Source organism: Bacillus sp. FSL R12-0074, assembly GCF_038005725.1.
Classification (GTDB): domain Bacteria; phylum Bacillota; class Bacilli; order Bacillales; family Bacillaceae_G; genus Bacillus_A; species Bacillus_A mycoides.
Window position 1 is genome coordinate 993,272 of the sequence record NZ_JBBOTR010000001.1, and the last position, 16,832, is coordinate 1,010,103.

Consider the following 16,832-nt stretch of genomic DNA (forward strand, 5'->3'; position numbering starts at 1 on the left):
CGTAAACGCCTGATTGGTGTGGGCTAATAATCAGTAGGGGATGAACAAAACCCCTACTGATTAAAGTTTTACTTTATTGAAAAGGGGATTGGTATATGAATCAAGTGTCAGAAAAAGCAGTTTCATTCGAGCCAGAAGAAAAAAAGGAAAAAAAAGAATGGAAAATAAACGTATTTGCAATGTTACTTGTCTTGTTAGTTATTGCAGCTGTTATTACACATATATTGCCAGCTGGAGAATATGCACATATTGAAAAAAATGGGTATACAACAGTAGATCCAAATTCATTCAAATGGATTGCATCAGCGCCACTTGGATTCTTTGATACGGTAAAATCTATTCCTACAGGGATGGTAGAAGCTGCTAATATTATCTTTTTTATTCTTATTATCGGAGGTTTTTTTGGTGTATTAAAGGCATCAGGTACGGTTGAGGCTCTTGTTTCAACGATGGCAAAAAAACTTGCTAACCGTGAAAAGTTAATGGTCCCTATTATAATGCTGTTCTTTGCACTTGGCGGGTCATTAATGGGGATGGCTGAGGAAGCTTTAGTGTATGTACCTCTATTTATTCCGCTAGCTCTTGCGGTTGGATTTGATACGATAACAGGAACCGCGATGGTACTAGTGGGAGCGTCCGTCGGATTTACAACTGCAATTATGAATCCGTTTACAGTCGGGCTTGCGCAAGGGATAGCGGGTCTTCCTATGTATTCGGGGATGGGGTTCCGCCTAGTTTTATTCGTAGTCATATATGTAATTGCTGTTACATTCGTCTATCGTCATGCTATGAAAGTAAAGAGGGATCCTTCAAGTGGAATTTACGGAAAATTCGATACAAATAAGCCGGATAGTGTCTTAACAGCGAAAGTAGAGTTAACGAAAAGGCATAAATGGATATTAACGGCCTTTTTAATCAATTATATTATTCTTGTATTCGGTGTTATTAAGTACGAGTGGTATATAACAGAAATTGCAGCCTTATTTATTATTTTAACTATAATAATTGCAATCCTTGGCAAGATATCTCTTGATGATACTGTAGAATCTTTTACACAAGGATCGGCATCTTTAATCGGTGGAGCTTTAATCATTGGTGTATCACGCGCCATTTTGGTTGTATTGAATCAAGGGCATATTATAGACCCACTACTTTATCAAGTATCGGAAGAAATGAAACATGTGTCTCCTTTTTTAAGTGTTGTTGGAATGTACAACTTCCAAGTAGCTATTCATTTTATTTTAGCATCAGGTAGTGGTCATGCGATGTTGACAATGCCTATCATGGCGCCACTTGCAGATTTATTGGACATTACACGCCAAACAGCAGTATTATCCTTTTCATTCGCCGATGGTATTGGAAATATTATTTTTCCGACAGGTGGTACGCTAATGGCTGGGTTGGCAATTGCAGGAATTTCATGGACAAAGTGGGCAAGGTGGATTCTCCCTTTGATTCTAATTGAATACTCAATCGGTTTAATAGCGGTTATAATTGCTCATCTTATCGGTTATGGTCCATCCTAATAAAGACTATACATAAATATAAAATTGAAGAGACTCGGAAGCATAATTACTTCAGAACAGTTGGGAAGAGCTATGGTGCGAGTTGGGAAAGATGGATATTCTCGTTCAATTATAGAAAGCTCGGATTTGAAGAAGATTGGGAAGTAATAGTATGTAAAAAACGCCTATTTCATATAGGCGTTTTTTTGATGGTGAAGTTATTCCTTTTCAAACTGAAAAATATCCCGGTTAATAAGTTGGTGAAGATATTGGTCCATTTCAGCAGCAGAAACGCTTCTTTCATTTTTAAACCACCACGCACTTAATGAGGTGATTGCCCCTGAATAAAATTCAATGGTTAAATCATTTGGCATCGTATGATTTTTACACAGTTGATTTAACGCTTCTATTTCTTGTTTTCTTGTTTCGTGACTTAAATACTGTGTCCGGCTAATAAATTGTTCATCAGACATTTGTGTCTCTAATATTTTACCGATTTCTTCATGGTGTAGAAATTGTTCCATCACTTGAAATGGTTTACTTAATCGATCTGAAACCGGTATTTCAGCAATCATCTTGCTGTAGCGTTTAAATCCAAATGCTAATAAAGCATCTTTATCTTCAAAGTGTTTATAAAAAGTTGTTCGGTGTACCATTGCACGATCACAAATTTGGTTAATCGTGATGGTACTATATTTCTGTTTTGATTGCGTCATTAATTCAAATAAGGAATCCCATAGTAATTTATGTGTACGTCTAATACGTAAATCAAGTTGTTTTTCATTATCATTCATCTACAATTCTCCTTTTTTGTAGATTAAATATACAATGGCTGAAAATTGATTCTCCCTTTTTAATCTACATATGTATATTATATTACATGTGTTCCGTTGTATTTAAAGCTTTTTAAGTAAGAAACAGGAGGAGAATTTGCAAATGAATATAACAACTAAGAGCCCTGCAAGTGGCAAAGTTGATACTTCTAATATGAAACATACCCCGATTTTAATTGCATTACTTTTAGGGGCAATGGTTGCATTATTAAACGAAACATTACTTGGTAATGCGTTAACTGTATTAATGAAAGAATTCGACGTAACAGCTTCAACGATTCAATGGCTTTCTACAGCATACATGTTAGTGGTTGGTGTTTTAGTCCCGATTACAGCGTTACTTCAGCAATGGCTCACAACGAGACAAATGTTTTTGATCGCTATGGTAACGTTTTTAGTCGGTACATTAATTGCGGGATTTGCACCGACATTTTCTATTTTATTAGTTGGCCGTATCGTCCAAGCTGTAGCGACGGGGTTAATTTCACCGTTATTAATGAATACGATTTTACTTATTTGTCCGCCAGAAAAACGTGGTGCCACAATGGGATTAATCGCACTTGTGATGATGTCCGCTCCAGCAATTGGCCCTACATTATCTGGAGTAATTGTGGATTCATTAAATTGGCGATGGTTATTCTATATTGTTATTCCTATCGTGATCATTTCCATTATGATTGGGATGAAGTACATTCAAAATGTTTCAGAGTTAACAAGGCCAAAAGTAGATTATCCATCTATCCTTTTATCGACATTAGGATTTGGCGGGTTTGTGTATAGCTTTAGTGCATCAGGTGATTTAGGATGGTCCGATGCGAAAGTGTATGGCACTTTAATTGTTGGGCTTATCTCATTATGTATTTTTGTCGTGCGACAATTAAAAATTGAGAATCCAATTTTAGAATTAAGAGCATTTAAAGTTCCGATGTTTACAATATCAGTTGGATTGATCGTCATTGTGATGATGTCGTTATTTTCAACGATGACTTTATTACCGATGTTCCTGCAAACAGTTTTAATCGTTACAGCTTTTAAATCAGGAATTATCATGCTTCCGGGAAGTATTATTAGCGCCATAATGGGACCAATCGCAGGTAAACTATTTGATAAATTTAGTCCGAAAGTTATTATCGTTCCCGGTATTGTGTTAGTAGGTATTGCAATGTTCTTATTTAAAGGCATTACTCCTGATACATCAATGGTACAAATTATTGTCATGCATAGCGTATTAATGGTCGGGCTCATGTTTGTAATGACAGCACAAACATATGGATTAAATCAATTAACACCAGATTTATATCCGCACGGAACAGCACTGTTTAATACGTTACAGCAAGTAGCTGGCGCAATTGGTACAGCTATCTTTATTTCGAAAATGTCTTCAGGAACAACTAAGTATATGGAAAGCTCAGCAAATCCAATGGATCCAGTAGAGAAGTTAAACGGTTTAACATCGGGATTCCAGGGTGCATTTACACTAGGTTTAATCTTTATCGTTATTGCTTTTATCGTATCGTTGTTCTTAAAAGAAGAGAAAAAGGAAGTAAAGGCAGCGAGGGTTTTACAGAACGAAAATTAAGGTTCATATTAAAAAGACATCTTTACAAGATAAAGATGTCTTTTTACATTTCTTTCGTAATATCATACTGCAACAATTGCCGTTGATTATAAAACTTCTCAAAAACGATGCCCATTACGTAGAAGAACAACAGACCGAAGCAAATGTGAATGAGCGTAAAGGTAGCTCCGAATGAAGAAAATTCATACACCATAATTGGTAATTTCGCAGTTGTCCAAACACCTAAGAAAAATACGATGTACCTAATGCTGGCACCTTTTTTTAATAGTAGTGCTGCAATCGGAAAGGCAACATAGAGGGGACCAGCTGCAATTCCGCCTAATAATAGAGAGAATAATATTCCATATATGCCGGACTTTTCTCCCATGTATTTCATTAGTGTTTCTTTCTTCACCCACTGATCAAGTAACCCTACAAATATTAGGACAGGGGGGAGTAGAAACAACATATCTAAAATGCTATTCCCCGTTAATTGTAATGCGCTCCATCCTAAAGATTGGTTTATAAAAGTTAGAATGATAAGTCCAATCAGCAAAATGAAAAAGAAGCGATATCTTTTTAGTTCCTTCATACCATCACCACCCAAATGATATATGAGAATAGGAGTGACATGAGTAATGCAGATGCATTACGAGCGTAAGCAAAGCTTCGTCCGAATATCTTTTGTTCCATCGGCAAGGTTGTAATTCCTACTGACATTAGTGTAGACATGAGTGCCGCAACTTGAGGAAGACCTGCGCCGTGCTGTACTAACGTATTACCAAGAGGAAACACGACAAAGCTTGGAATGAGTGCAACGGAGCCGAGTATTGCTGAATAAATAATACCTAACAATCCAGACCGTTCTCCAATGATGGAAGAGATGAAGGACGGCGTTAAGATAGAAAGTGATAGTCCGACGAAAAGCATAATGGAGAGCATGGCAGGGAGGAGGTTTCGAAATATTTTCCATGATTTTAATAGGGCAAATTTCGTTTTATTCCGATCCTTCATAAAAGAAATCCCCGTAAGAATAATGGCTAAAGTGTAAAGGATAGCACCATTAATCATGATTAGATTCCTGTAAGTCTTTATATTTGTTTAAGAAAAAGGTTAAGTTTTTCATTTTTTCCTCAATATCTATTTGAAAATCTGCTAATTGTTCTTTTCCGGCTGTAGTAATTTTGTACATCTTTCTCGGCTTATCTGGAACGGATGTACTTACATAAGATTCAATAGCACCTTCGTTTTCTAATTTCTTCAGCGTGCGGTAAAGGATGGCACTATCGATTGGATTGACCGGAAGTTCTTCTTCACATTTCTGAAGTAGTTGCCCGCCATAGTTATCACCTTCTGCTAAAAATAACAAAAGAAATGCACCTGTATGTCTTCCTGTATGCTTCATGAATATACCTCCTAGAATGAATTGGAATATATACTGTTAATGACAGTATACTGTTGTTAACAGTATATGGTGCATGAAGTGCTATGTCAATTTAAAAATGTTACTGAGGGGAAATGGCAATTCATGTTTTAATCTTGTTAAATAACAAAATAAAAGCCTACTGTTTTCTTGTGACAGTGGCTTTCATAGTTGGTAAACTACTATATTACGCTTAGGGAATCTCGCCTTTTGATAGTAACACATATATGTTAGTTGCATATTGAGAAATAAAAAAAAGACACTCTCAAGAGTGCCTCTTATTAGCAGCCGAATCCGCCGCCCCAACAGCTAGCTCCAACGATGATTAATAAGATAAAGAGCACAACAAGTAAGGCGAATCCACCGCCAAAACCACAGCCTCCACCACAACTACCACCATAGCCTCCACAACTACCACCATAGCCCATATTAACTCCTCCTTCCATAAAGTCCATATATTAATGGATTTATATCACTTTATGTTTTTACGGATAAACTTGAGCAGGTCCTTTTGAAAAAATAAAAGTACTCGGTATTTTAAAAGAGTTGACGAACTTATTTTTGTCACGAGTATTCCGCTTATTACATATGGTATTTTATTCTGTGCATTGGGGGAAAGGAGATCGTTATGGCTAATTCTGAGATGATATTACGTTTACTTACGGATTTAAAGATTGAGCAGCAAGCTTTAAAAGAACAGCTGGAGAAAATGCAAACAGCTTTGAGTATTCTTGAAGAAAAACCAACTATTTTTGAAGAGAAATCAACTACTCTTCAAGAGAAACCAGTTGTTACAAAGCAACGTGGACATTCTGGGTTTCCAACATCTTTTCGTGATTGGAGAGCATCTTCTCAAAAGAACTAAGGAAGCCTGTTATAGTGAGTTATACAAAATCACAAATGAAAAAGTACAGTCTACTGTAGTTAATACAGAGGCTGTACTTTTTGTTATGTTAGTATAAGTTGTGATAGGTGGTTTATCTATTTTGTAGAAAAGCCACTTTTACATTTTCTTTTGACTATTCCACTTTTAACTCGATCCCTTTATCCAACATATCTCCATTAATTTTTAACGTTAATCCTTGCGTATTTTTCGGAACATCGAATACAATGTTCCCTTCCGAATTTTCATTAGGATTAAGAACACCAAATTTAAATGTAGCAGTATTTGCAGCTTTAAGTACTAATTGAGATTCATTAGAAATGTGATATTCTCTTCCGGTTCCGTCAATTAATTTAAAATTATTGCTATTTAGTGTAATGGGTTCCTCTTGACGATTATAAACTGCGACGTCTAATACTTTAAATACACCTTGTGCTTTAACTTCTCCATTACCTATAACATCTAATGAATCGGCAGAGCGTATTGATATGTATACATCAGAAGAATCTCCATGGGTGGGAAGTTCTTTTTGAGGATCCTTGTTGCTAAGTTCATCATTTTTTGTTTCTTTAGAAGTCTCCTGTTCGTTTTTCGTGTTACTGCTAGATGTATCATGTGAACTGCAAGCTGATAATCCAAATAAGAATGTGCTACATAATAATGATGTTAATAACTTTTTGTTCATAGTTTGTTCCTCCAAAATAGAAGTACCTTCATGGGTGCCATAATGATTTAATAAATCTGTATTTTTCTTTATATGTATTAAATGTTGCATTTTATTATATTGGTTTTGGGATAAAAAGGAAACTTGATGCGAATAAACAAGACACTTTGCAGTGTCTTGTTTATTTAAGTTATGCGCATTACTTAATAAGACGCTAGTTTCTCATCCTGAACATGAGTAACTATGTAGGGTGGTTTAATTATAACATTTTAACCAGTAATGGGTCTATATGGAATTTTTAATATTTGTTTTTAATTATTCAGAATGATACATGTGGTGAAAGATATATATTATCTATAATAATTGTAAAATATAATTGTGTATATAACTAGCCTTGTAATGAGTTTCTACTATATTTAAAATTGAAATATAAATGAAAAGAAAAGCACAAAGAAGGGGCTGTGGAATATGGGCGCTTGGGGAACTGGATTATTTGATGATGATACAACTTGTGATGTGAAGGATCAGTTTATTGAGTATTTAGATGAAGGAAACAGTGCAGAAGAAGCAACTAAGCTCGTTTTAGAAGAGTATTTAGATGAGTTCGATATTGATGAAGATTTAGAGGAGATGTCTTTAGTGTTCATCGGTCTGGCGGCAATACAACTGGAGAAAGGTTGTATTCAAGAGGAGGTTCGCAGCAATGCGATTACATTAATCGAACGCGGAGCTGATCTTGAACTTTGGGAAGAAGCCGGTGAGGAAGATTATGAAGAGAGAAAGAAAGTTTTAAATACATTAAAGCAGCAGTTGATAAACTGTTAGTATTTTGAAACAGTAGAAGTAGATAGTATCGGATATATACGTTGATAAGGACAATGAAGGAATAGGCTCGTTAAAAAGATCGAAGAAGAATAGTTTCAATTGGTATAAAGAAGTAGTTGAAAAGAATGGTGAGAGCCTGAAATATTAAGTATAAAAAAAGACATCAATTAAGATGCCTTTTTTTGTACAATTGTAAGTCAAGGATGGAGCGAGACTTCCCTTTACACGAACATAAAGGTATAATATAGTTTAGTTAAGTTAACTAAACTATATTACGAAACGAAATAACAGCATGACTGGAGGAAGATTACTATGACTAGATCGTATAAAGAAGTAATTAATGAAATGAATCGAGCCTACAATGACTTCTACATTTTACTATTTCAGGAGTTAAAGGATGAGTTCGGTCTTACAGGGCAGCAAGAGAGCATGCTATTTTATATCAATTTAAATGAAAACACGACAGCAAATAACATTGCGAGTACTTTTAATATATCGAAAAGTGCTGTGAGCCAAGTTTTATCGAAATTGGAAAAACAGAAGATGATTTCGAAACAAATAAACCCTAATAATAAACGGGAGTATTTCCTTACACTTGGTCCAAATGGTAGTAAGTATATAGATCGGTTATCTGAATTAGATGATGTACTAATTGAGAAATATTTTTCTAAAATTGATATCGAAGCCTTAGAGCAAATGACTGAGACGTTAACGAAAATAAATAAAGTTATATTGGAAGAAAAACAGAAGGACATTAATCCGAATGAGTAAGAAAATCTATATGAAGTGGATGGGTGAGAGGAGGAGAAGCGTGTTATGAGTTACATACCAAATATGATTACGATAGCAAATTTTGTATGTGGGCTTTTGGCCATTTTCGCTATCCTCGTTCACGATATGTATTTGGGAGCAGTTTTTATTATTACAGGAATGCTATTTGATTTTTTTGATGGCATGGTCGCTCGGAAACTTGATTCTGTTTCGGAAATAGGTGGAGAGTTAGACTCATTTGCGGATTTAGTTACCTTTGGTGTGGCACCGTCTATTCTTGCATATAGTGTCTCTTTAAAAGATTTACAGTTTATCGGGATGTTATGTGCGCTTGCTTACAGTATTTGCGGAATGCTGCGGCTTGCTAGATTTAACACACAACAAAGCAAACTCCCAACGTTTATCGGAATGCCCATTCCATTTGCGGCAATGTGTCTCCTTATTTTATGCTTTTTGAATAATCCAGTTTCTGTGGCGTTTAGCACATGTATACTCGCTTATTTAATGGTGAGTAAAATGAAATTTCCTCATTTTAAAAAAGATATATCGGAAAGCTTGAAGTCTGAAAGATGGAATTGATGATACGTAAGTACAATGAGAAAGATAAAGGGGTACAGCATGATTCGTATGGCACTAAGATCATTTAACATACAAATGTATTGTTTACTAGGTGTGATGTTATTGGGATGGTATATAACACCTTTCTCAACCCATTTTGTAGGGATAAGCATTGGCCTTTTGGTGAGCATGTACTGTACTTGGATTTTAGGAAGGCGTATTGAAAAGTTCGGAGATAGCATTGTAAAAAAAGAAAAAGCACCGATGCTTGGAATGATGAATCGATTTGCAGCCGCGATACTAGGTGCGATTATTATGTATGAAATTGAACACCATGATTTCATGTGGACATTTGCTGCTGGAATTATGGGTGGGTATTTCTTGATTATTATCAATTTAGGATATTACAGCATGAGAGATGCGAAGAAATAAAGTGAAACTTTAATCAACACACACTAATCGGCCTTTTAAAAATATGGTTACCTATGGAATGATACTAATCTGTTTAAAGAAGATTTGCCGGATGTATCACCTGCTGAAAATAATGAGAAGGAAAGGGTATTAGAAAATAATGAGTGAAATTAAGGGATTGTTTCAAAAGATGCTTGACGAGTATTATTTTAAAGAAGAAGGCGATTTTTATGTCGTTGATACTTTTCCAGCGGTAGTAAAGAGTGAGAAGTATTTTGATTTCGAAGATAATGTATTGATACCCAATAAATATAATATTTTGAACAAAAGTGTGTTAGCTTTAAGCAAGTTATATTTATATGATGAGAATATATATGTTTTAGATGATGTAGAATCTTTAACATATAGCAAGTACACCAAAAACATAATTGAATTTAATGATGATGTGTTAAAGTTTTTACCAAGTAGAGAAGTTGATAAACTTATATTAATATTTTCTGATTTAAGAATAGGTGTATTAATTGGTGATGGGTGTTTTAATTATATAAGTTTTGAATCTAAGGAATTAAAGTTAGTTGAGCAACTTTGTGTAGCGGAAGGCTTATTTGTATTTCACACTAAAGACCGAAAGTGATGAAGTGTTGCGTAAATAACTAATTTGGATGACTTGAATGTATAAACCTAAAAACTTTCCTTTATGAAGAGCTTTTTATTACAAAGAAAAGACACCCATATAAGAGTGTCTTTTCCGATAGTTTTTTAGCAGAAGCAAGAAGCTCCAACAATGATCAATAAAATAAACAATACAACTAGTAAAGCAAAGCCGCCGCCACAACTACTACAACTACCACCAAATCCCATAATAGTTCCTCCTTTAATAAGAGGGGAAAACAAGGGGTCACTCATGTATTTTAACGGATTCAATTTACTTTATGTTTTTTACGCAATAATTGAGCAGGTCCTTTTGAAAATAAAGAAAAGACACCCTAAGGTGCCTTTCTCCGACTTGAACCATCTTAATTTTAATAATATTGGTCATTGAGAAAAAAGAAAAAGCCCTATATAGGGGTATCACCACATCACCATCAAGCTAAGATTATATAAGTTTAATTTCACGTGAAGTTTTTTCTTTTTTCTATAGATCCAGTGTAAGTTCTTTAAAGATTTGCATACCAAATAAACCCTATCGGGTTTCAATTTTTTAGATTATGCTACATGATTGTGAGACATAGTAAAGTCGTATACGATGCCTAAGATATCAAAGACTGTTTTCTTCTTGTACCGGTGAGATTTTCTCCCGTTTTTCTCTAAAAGATAAAACAAACGCAGTAAAACTTTTAATAATTCATGGATGCCCTTCTGTAAACCTTCATAAAACAATAGATAATAATTCTTTATCATATAGATGGACTTGTATTCACTAAGCTCTTTCTTTTTCTTATCTAAGAGTAACTCAAGATTTTGGTTCGTTGGTATGAAGGCGATTTCTCTCAATCGGTTGAGGAGCATAATTTATTATGGGAATGGGACAATAACAGCACTGGTAAAGCATACGAATTAGCGACACCGGAACAAGAAGAAGCATACATTTTAGAACAAGCGAAGTCTGAAAAACAATAAAGGGGTATCGTCACCTCGGTATCAAACTAATAAAAAGAAATGCCCCCTAAAATGAAAAAATACGCTATTCTTTCTGTAGAATCATAGGAAAGGATGGCGTTTTTTTATGTCTGTTTCTGTCGCGATTTCTGATAACTTACATGTAGAGGTATCACTCAATATAACAAAAATGTAATGTTAATGAAATGTAATTCCATCGATACTATAAATGAAATTATATAAAATGAATTACATAAATGAATGGGAGTTAAAGAATTTTTATAATGAAAAAGGAGAAGTATTAATGCGAAATATATTAAGTGTAGAAAAAATTGAAAAATATTATGGTAATAAAGATAATGTAACAAAGGCTATAGATAATATTAGTTTTAAGGTAGATGAGGGAGAATTTGTTGGGATAATGGGGCCTTCAGGAAGTGGCAAAACTACATTACTTAACTGTATATCAACTATTGATAATGTTACTACGGGAAAAATAATAATAAATAATAGTGACATTACTCGGTTAAAATCAAAGTCATTAGATAAGTTTAGACAAAATGAATTAGGGTTTATATTTCAGGACTTTAATTTATTAGATACCCTTACTGCTTATGAAAATATTGCCCTAGCGTTAACAATAAAAGGTGAGAAAAGTTCAAAAATTGATGGAAAAATACAAGCAGTTGCAAAATATTTAGACATTGAACAAGTATTAAGCAAATACCCTTATCAAATGTCAGGCGGACAAAAACAAAGGGTTGCTTCGGCAAGAGCTATCGTAACAGATCCATCTTTAGTACTTGCAGATGAACCAACAGGATCGTTAGATTCTAAATCAGCTAGATTATTACTCGAAAGATTTGAAAGTCTAAATAAGGATTTAAAAGCTACAATACTTATGGTTACTCATGATGCATTTACAGCAAGCTATGCTCGTAGAATTCTTTTTATTAAAGATGGAAAAATATTTATTGAGTTGGTAAGAGGGAATGATTCCAGAAAAGAATTCTTTATTAAAATTATCGAAGTTATAACCATTCTTGGAGGTGACGATAATAGTGTATTCTAAGATTGCTATTGGGAATGTAAAGAAAAGTCTTAAAGATTATGCAATATATTTCTTAACACTAACACTGGCTGTTTGTATATTTTATAGCTTTAACTCAATAGAATCACAAAAGGCACTTATGGAAATTAACGCTTCAGATAGAAAGTATGTGCCTACAATAATGAACGTTATCTCAAATGTGTCAGTATTTGTATCCGTAATATTAGGTGGTTTAATATTGTATGCAAATAATTTCTTAATCAAAAAACGTAAAAAAGAATTAGGAATATACATGACTTTAGGTATGGGAAGAAGAAACATATCCAGAATATTAGTAACAGAGACATTTCTAGTTGGTGTTATATCTTTAGTGAGTGGGCTTATAATAGGTATTGGAGTATCACAGGGATTATCTACATTTGCATTAAAGTTATTTGACTTGCCCATCAATAAATATAAATTTGCAATTTCAACAGGTGCTATAGGTAAAAGCGTATTATACTTTGGAATCATGTTTTTGCTTGTTATGTTATTTAATGTATATGTTGTTTCTAAATACAAAATAATTGATTTGTTAACAGCAGGTAGAAAAAACGAAGATGTAAAATTTAGAAATCCTCTTATCTATGTAATCACATTTATTATGTGTGTAGCATCACTTGGATATGCATATGTGACTGTACTAAAAATCGGATTGAATTTTAAAAATCCTATGCTCATGGTATCAATCATTCTTGGCATATTAGGTACATTTCTGTTTTTCTTTAGTTTATCTGGATTTATATTATATGTTGTAAAGAAGAATAAAAAAGTCTATTTTAAAGGGTTAAATATATTTATCATCAAACAAATAAATAGTAAGGTTAATACAAATTTTATATCCATGTCTTTAATCTGTTTAATGTTATGCCTTACAATGGTGGCTTTATCTACAGGAATCAGCTTTAACAGAATGATGGACGCAACAATGAAAGAAGTAACACCATTTGATGCCAGTATTAAGTTGGAGAATAAGGATGAAAGTTACACTATAGAAGACGTATTAAATAAATTTCATTTTAAAATAAATAATAACGAAAAATATGTATCTTATAATGTATATCGAACAGGGATGAAAGTGGTGGACTTTGTACCAGAACGTAAAGATTATAAGAATAGCGGTATGGATTTCATTAAAGTATCTGATTATAATAAAATTTTAAATCTTAAAGGTGAAAAGGAAATCACTTTAAATAACAATGAGGTTTTACTTTTATCAAATGAAAGCCGGTTGGTTAATTCGATAAATGAAAGATTAAAAAATAGCAATAAGGTGAATATTAAAGAAAAAGAATATCTGGTAAAAAACGCTAAAGTTATACAAGAGAATCTTTACACTGCTGATGTGCGAACTAATTACTTCACAATCGTTATAAATGATGAGTTTTTATCAGGCTACAAAATTATTGCATCCATACTTAATGTAAATTATTTAGATGGAAATAGAGAAGAATATAATAAAAAATATGATAACGTTGCACGGGGCTTTAATGACGAAAATGGCCCGAAATTAAATATTAATCGTATATCAGGCAAATCAAAGGATGAAGTTTGTGCAGAAAGTAAGGGATTGAAAACTATCGTACTGTTTATTGGGATATATATAGGTATTGTATTTTTAATAACGAGTATGGCTATATTAGCTCTTCAACAATTATCAGAAGCCAGTGATAGCATAGATCGATATAAATCTTTGAAGAGAATTGGTTCAAACGGAACAATGATCGACAAAACGATTTTTATTCAAACTTTCGTATACTTTAGTCTTCCAGTTATTCTTGCTCTAATCCATTCTGTAGTTGGAATTTATGTAGTCAATAATTTTATTAACGCATTTCAACAAATAGACATTACTTTACCAGCATTGATGACTGGCTTAGTATTTCTTGTAGTTTATGTAGGATATTTCTACACGACATATGTTGGGTATAAAAATATTGTAAAAAGTAATACTTGATTTTATAATGCTCATTAAGGCTATTACACCTTGTTTCTCAAGATGTAATAGCCTTATATTCTATATAGGAAGGGAAAAGTCATGAAAAAAATCATTCTTATTGAAGATGATGAAATCATCAGAGAAGAATTACAAAATTTTTTTATAAAGTATGGATATGAAGTAAAGGCTCCCACAGATTTTAATCATATTATCGAATATATAGAAAGTGAGAATGCAGACCTTATATTACTAGACATAAATCTTCCTGTGTTCGATGGCTATTATATATGCAGAGAAATACGTAAAACTTCAGATGTTCCAATCATCATGGTTACAAGCAGAGATAGTGATGTAGATGAACTAATAAGTATGAATTTAGGAGCAGATGATTTTATAACAAAGCCTTATAATACAGAAATACTATTAGCAAGAGTAACAAACATTTTAAGAAGAACATCTGGAGATTTAAAGACGAATAATATCTTAATTTATAGAGATTTTAATTTAAATCTTTCAAATGCAACAGTTACTTATCAAGACAAGTCTGTAGAGTTAACTAAAAATGAAGTTAAGATACTCTCATGCTTAATAAATAATCGCGGTAATATTGTAAAAAGAGATTCACTCATGGAAACCTTATGGAAATCTGATTATTTTGTGGATGATAGCACTTTAACTGTTAATATAAATAGATTAAGAAAAAAGCTTGAAGAGATAGGTATAGAAAATCCAATTGCAACAAGAAGAAGGTTAGGGTATATAATGCCATGAATATAGGTGAATTTTTTAAAGATAAAATGGTAGTAATACTATCTAATGTACTGGTATTTATTATACTAGCAGGTATATTGCTGACTGCGAATGTTCAGTTCATTATAATATTCTTTGTCTTTTGTATTTGGTTTTTTCCATTGATTTCATATATGGCTATAGAATTTATAAAATGTAAAAATTATTATAATGAGATTAATGGTATATTAGAAAACTTGGAGAAAAAATACCTACTTCCAGAGGTAGTAAAGGAAGCAAACTTTATACATGGGGAAAAGCTTAACGCTATACTGAAAGAAATAAGTAGAGATATGCATGAAAATGTAAAATATTATAGAGATATGCAAATAGATTACAGAGAATATATAGAGACATGGGTGCATGAAATTAAGACACCGATAGCTTCTACAAAGCTAATAATTGAAAATAATCAAAATGAAGTAACTAATAAAATTGACTCTCAAATGGATCGAATCGAGGGATTTGTAGAACAGGTTCTGTATTATTCTCGAAGCAATAACGTTAATAAAGACTATATTATAAAGCCAATCAACCTTGATAATGTAGTAAGGAATGTAATTAAAAGAAACTATAGGGATTTTATTCATAAGAGAATAAAATTAGACATACAAGATATTGATGAAATCGTATATAGTGATGGAAAATGGGTTGAATTTATTATTAATCAAATAATAGGAAATTCTATAAAGTACTCAAATAACAAAGAACAAATGATACGTATATACTCAATTAAGAAAGCTAACTCAGTAATACTAACTATAGAGGATAATGGAGTAGGGATAATAACTAAAGATATAAATAGAGTTTTTGAAAAAGGATTTACTGGAGAGAATGGAAGGAGATTTAGCAAAAGTACAGGAATGGGTTTGTATCTATGCGAAAAACTGTGCTCCAAATTAGGAATGAAAATTGGCATTGAATCTGAAGTGAATAAAGGAACTAGAGTTACATTAATATTTCCTTTATCAGGTATGGTAACTTTTGAGCCTTGTTTATAAAAGAGATGCTGCCACCTTTCCACGAATTTCGTATGAAACTTATAAACAAATTTAAAACGGTATGAAAAGAGTAGAAATTCTCTTCATACCGTTTGTATTATTTAGCCATTTTACATATTGGTATATTTAATTGTGAATCGGATGGATGTTAATCTGGATTAGTCATTACTATTTTTGATGTCCACTAATACTTAACGTACAATAAACCCAAGTTTTTCAACTTAGAAAATCCTTAGCGTACAAAATTCGCGTTTTGTTGGCGGGATCCCATCGCCATCAAGCTAATAGTTGGGGCACACAGAGAGCCGTAAGTGCGATCATGTTGTTTACCTGGACCAGTATGAATATGTAGGAACTGTCCACTTAACAAATCATACTCAAGTTGAATTTTTATCCCAGCTGTATGGCTGCATCCTCCTGCACCTGGATAAACCGATGAAAATACATCCGGGAGTTGAAATGCAGTTGAATCTAAAATACGAATACGCTTGAAAACAGAAGTGTATGGAGAAGAAATCGGCATAGATGCGGCCAATTTTTTGCTTAGTAGTTCGGCTAGTAGGTGTTGTAAAAGTTGGACGGCCGCCTTATTAAACCGTTGATTCAGTCCCTCAGGACTGATGAGTACTTCTGTTGATGCTTCTAAACAGCTAGATAACTGAGTTAAAGAAGTCATAGCTACATTTTGGCTCAACCATACACATAAAGCTACTAAATCTTTTGCTTGGTACTTACTGGTTCGTTGTACAAAGCCAACATCTCTAGCAAGATCCCGTAAGGTATTTGGAGATAAAAAACTTTGAATCTCTTGAGCAAATAGTTGTAATTCGTCATACACAGAAACAGACATAAAAAACGCCATCCTTTCCTATGATTCTACAGAAAGAATAGCGTATTTTTTCATTCTAGGGGGCATTTCTTTTTATTATTTTGATAGCGATGTGGTGGTACCCCATTTATTATTTCCAAATCCATTTAGAATG

General features: G+C 33.3%; 20 protein-coding genes and 3 pseudogenes. 14 read left to right on the forward strand and 9 right to left on the reverse strand.

The window, feature by feature from the left end:
- Nucleotides 1–95 precede the first annotated feature (95 nt).
- Complete coding sequence (locus NSS97_RS05010) at nucleotides 96–1,526, forward strand: YfcC family protein (protein ID WP_341111804.1); 1,431 nt, start codon at nucleotides 96–98, stop codon at nucleotides 1,524–1,526.
- A 197-nt stretch (nucleotides 1,527–1,723) separates the two neighbouring features.
- On the opposite strand, the gene NSS97_RS05015 is transcribed toward NSS97_RS05010, so the two are convergent.
- Nucleotides 1,724–2,299: a TetR/AcrR family transcriptional regulator gene (locus NSS97_RS05015; protein ID WP_341111806.1), complete on the reverse strand. Its 576-nt coding sequence runs from the start codon at nucleotides 2,297–2,299 to the stop codon at nucleotides 1,724–1,726.
- 142 nt (nucleotides 2,300–2,441) lie between these two features.
- Between NSS97_RS05015 and NSS97_RS05020 the strand changes: the two genes are divergently transcribed.
- Nucleotides 2,442–3,917, forward strand: a complete 1,476-nt coding sequence (locus tag NSS97_RS05020) for an MDR family MFS transporter (RefSeq protein ID WP_341111808.1) — start codon at nucleotides 2,442–2,444, stop codon at nucleotides 3,915–3,917.
- A gap of 43 nt (nucleotides 3,918–3,960) precedes the next feature.
- On the opposite strand, the gene NSS97_RS05025 is transcribed toward NSS97_RS05020, so the two are convergent.
- The 4 genes from NSS97_RS05025 to NSS97_RS05040 all read right to left on the reverse strand — a co-directional run bounded on the left by NSS97_RS05025 (nucleotide 3,961) and on the right by NSS97_RS05040 (nucleotide 5,747).
- A complete protein-coding gene (locus NSS97_RS05025; protein WP_044440288.1) occupies nucleotides 3,961–4,488 on the reverse strand; it encodes a permease in 528 nt (175 codons plus the stop codon).
- A complete protein-coding gene (locus tag NSS97_RS05030) occupies nucleotides 4,485–4,967 on the reverse strand; it encodes a hypothetical protein (protein ID WP_107888117.1) in 483 nt (160 codons plus the stop codon). Before NSS97_RS05030 ends, NSS97_RS05025 begins: the two co-directional genes overlap by 4 nt.
- On the reverse strand, nucleotides 4,960–5,301 hold the full coding sequence (locus NSS97_RS05035) for a helix-turn-helix transcriptional regulator (RefSeq protein WP_107888116.1): 342 nt from the start codon (nucleotides 5,299–5,301) through the stop codon (nucleotides 4,960–4,962). Before NSS97_RS05035 ends, NSS97_RS05030 begins: the two co-directional genes overlap by 8 nt.
- A gap of 299 nt (nucleotides 5,302–5,600) precedes the next feature.
- Nucleotides 5,601–5,747, reverse strand: coding sequence for a YjcZ family sporulation protein (locus NSS97_RS05040; RefSeq protein ID WP_000540380.1), 147 nt, complete (start codon nucleotides 5,745–5,747; stop codon nucleotides 5,601–5,603).
- A 200-nt stretch (nucleotides 5,748–5,947) separates the two neighbouring features.
- On the opposite strand from NSS97_RS05040, the gene NSS97_RS05045 reads away from it, so the two are divergent.
- Complete coding sequence (locus NSS97_RS05045) at nucleotides 5,948–6,184, forward strand: hypothetical protein (RefSeq protein WP_044440284.1); 237 nt, start codon at nucleotides 5,948–5,950, stop codon at nucleotides 6,182–6,184.
- A 154-nt stretch (nucleotides 6,185–6,338) separates the two neighbouring features.
- Here the strand turns inward: NSS97_RS05045 and NSS97_RS05050 are convergent, their stop codons facing one another.
- Nucleotides 6,339–6,887, reverse strand: a complete 549-nt coding sequence (locus tag NSS97_RS05050) for a DUF4352 domain-containing protein (RefSeq protein ID WP_341111812.1) — start codon at nucleotides 6,885–6,887, stop codon at nucleotides 6,339–6,341.
- Between the two features lie 447 nt (nucleotides 6,888–7,334).
- Between NSS97_RS05050 and NSS97_RS05055 the strand changes: the two genes are divergently transcribed.
- The 6 genes and pseudogenes from NSS97_RS05055 to NSS97_RS05075 all read left to right on the forward strand — a co-directional run bounded on the left by NSS97_RS05055 (nucleotide 7,335) and on the right by NSS97_RS05075 (nucleotide 10,065).
- The gene (locus tag NSS97_RS05055) at nucleotides 7,335–7,691 is read left to right on the forward strand and encodes a DUF4259 domain-containing protein (RefSeq protein WP_107888115.1); all 357 of its coding nucleotides are present in this window, start codon (nucleotides 7,335–7,337) and stop codon (nucleotides 7,689–7,691) included.
- Between the two features lie 34 nt (nucleotides 7,692–7,725).
- Nucleotides 7,726–7,839, forward strand: a pseudogene (locus tag NSS97_RS30440) (hypothetical protein); the annotation flags it as partial.
- A gap of 164 nt (nucleotides 7,840–8,003) precedes the next feature.
- Nucleotides 8,004–8,462 (forward strand): MarR family transcriptional regulator, encoded by a 459-nt coding sequence (locus NSS97_RS05060; protein ID WP_107888114.1) that lies wholly within the window; start codon nucleotides 8,004–8,006, stop codon nucleotides 8,460–8,462.
- Nucleotides 8,463–8,507: 45 nt separating this feature from the next.
- A complete protein-coding gene (pssA, locus tag NSS97_RS05065) occupies nucleotides 8,508–9,041 on the forward strand; it encodes a CDP-diacylglycerol--serine O-phosphatidyltransferase (RefSeq protein ID WP_341111817.1) in 534 nt (177 codons plus the stop codon).
- Nucleotides 9,042–9,080: 39 nt separating this feature from the next.
- Nucleotides 9,081–9,452 (forward strand): ATP synthase subunit I, encoded by a 372-nt coding sequence (locus NSS97_RS05070; protein WP_012260455.1) that lies wholly within the window; start codon nucleotides 9,081–9,083, stop codon nucleotides 9,450–9,452.
- 139 nt (nucleotides 9,453–9,591) lie between these two features.
- Complete coding sequence (locus tag NSS97_RS05075) at nucleotides 9,592–10,065, forward strand: hypothetical protein (protein WP_012260456.1); 474 nt, start codon at nucleotides 9,592–9,594, stop codon at nucleotides 10,063–10,065.
- 125 nt (nucleotides 10,066–10,190) lie between these two features.
- On the opposite strand, the gene NSS97_RS05080 is transcribed toward NSS97_RS05075, so the two are convergent.
- Together NSS97_RS05080 and NSS97_RS05085 are read right to left on the reverse strand one after the other, a co-directional pair.
- Complete coding sequence (locus tag NSS97_RS05080) at nucleotides 10,191–10,292, reverse strand: YjcZ family sporulation protein (protein ID WP_000505688.1); 102 nt, start codon at nucleotides 10,290–10,292, stop codon at nucleotides 10,191–10,193.
- Nucleotides 10,293–10,637: 345 nt separating this feature from the next.
- Nucleotides 10,638–10,895: pseudogene (locus NSS97_RS05085) on the reverse strand (IS4 family transposase); the annotation flags it as partial.
- Here NSS97_RS05085 and NSS97_RS05090 point away from each other — a divergent pair.
- The 5 genes from NSS97_RS05090 to NSS97_RS05110 all read left to right on the forward strand — a co-directional run bounded on the left by NSS97_RS05090 (nucleotide 10,893) and on the right by NSS97_RS05110 (nucleotide 15,849).
- Nucleotides 10,893–11,051, forward strand: coding sequence for a DUF6241 domain-containing protein (locus NSS97_RS05090; RefSeq protein WP_001982172.1), 159 nt, complete (start codon nucleotides 10,893–10,895; stop codon nucleotides 11,049–11,051). The pseudogene NSS97_RS05085 and the gene NSS97_RS05090 sit on opposite strands and share 3 nt — an antisense overlap.
- Before the next feature lie 283 nt (nucleotides 11,052–11,334).
- Nucleotides 11,335–12,102 (forward strand): ABC transporter ATP-binding protein, encoded by a 768-nt coding sequence (locus tag NSS97_RS05095; RefSeq protein WP_341111819.1) that lies wholly within the window; start codon nucleotides 11,335–11,337, stop codon nucleotides 12,100–12,102.
- The gene (locus NSS97_RS05100; RefSeq protein ID WP_107888113.1) at nucleotides 12,092–14,077 is read left to right on the forward strand and encodes an FtsX-like permease family protein; all 1,986 of its coding nucleotides are present in this window, start codon (nucleotides 12,092–12,094) and stop codon (nucleotides 14,075–14,077) included. Before NSS97_RS05095 ends, NSS97_RS05100 begins: the two co-directional genes overlap by 11 nt.
- Before the next feature lie 81 nt (nucleotides 14,078–14,158).
- A complete protein-coding gene (locus NSS97_RS05105; RefSeq protein WP_097810615.1) occupies nucleotides 14,159–14,830 on the forward strand; it encodes a response regulator transcription factor in 672 nt (223 codons plus the stop codon).
- Nucleotides 14,827–15,849, forward strand: coding sequence for an ATP-binding protein (locus tag NSS97_RS05110; protein ID WP_107888112.1), 1,023 nt, complete (start codon nucleotides 14,827–14,829; stop codon nucleotides 15,847–15,849). The genes NSS97_RS05105 and NSS97_RS05110 overlap by 4 nt, the downstream gene beginning before the upstream one ends.
- A 280-nt stretch (nucleotides 15,850–16,129) precedes the next feature.
- Here NSS97_RS05110 and NSS97_RS05115 read toward each other — a convergent pair.
- Nucleotides 16,130–16,699: pseudogene (locus NSS97_RS05115) on the reverse strand (IS4 family transposase); the annotation flags it as partial.
- Nucleotides 16,700–16,832 lie beyond the last annotated feature (133 nt).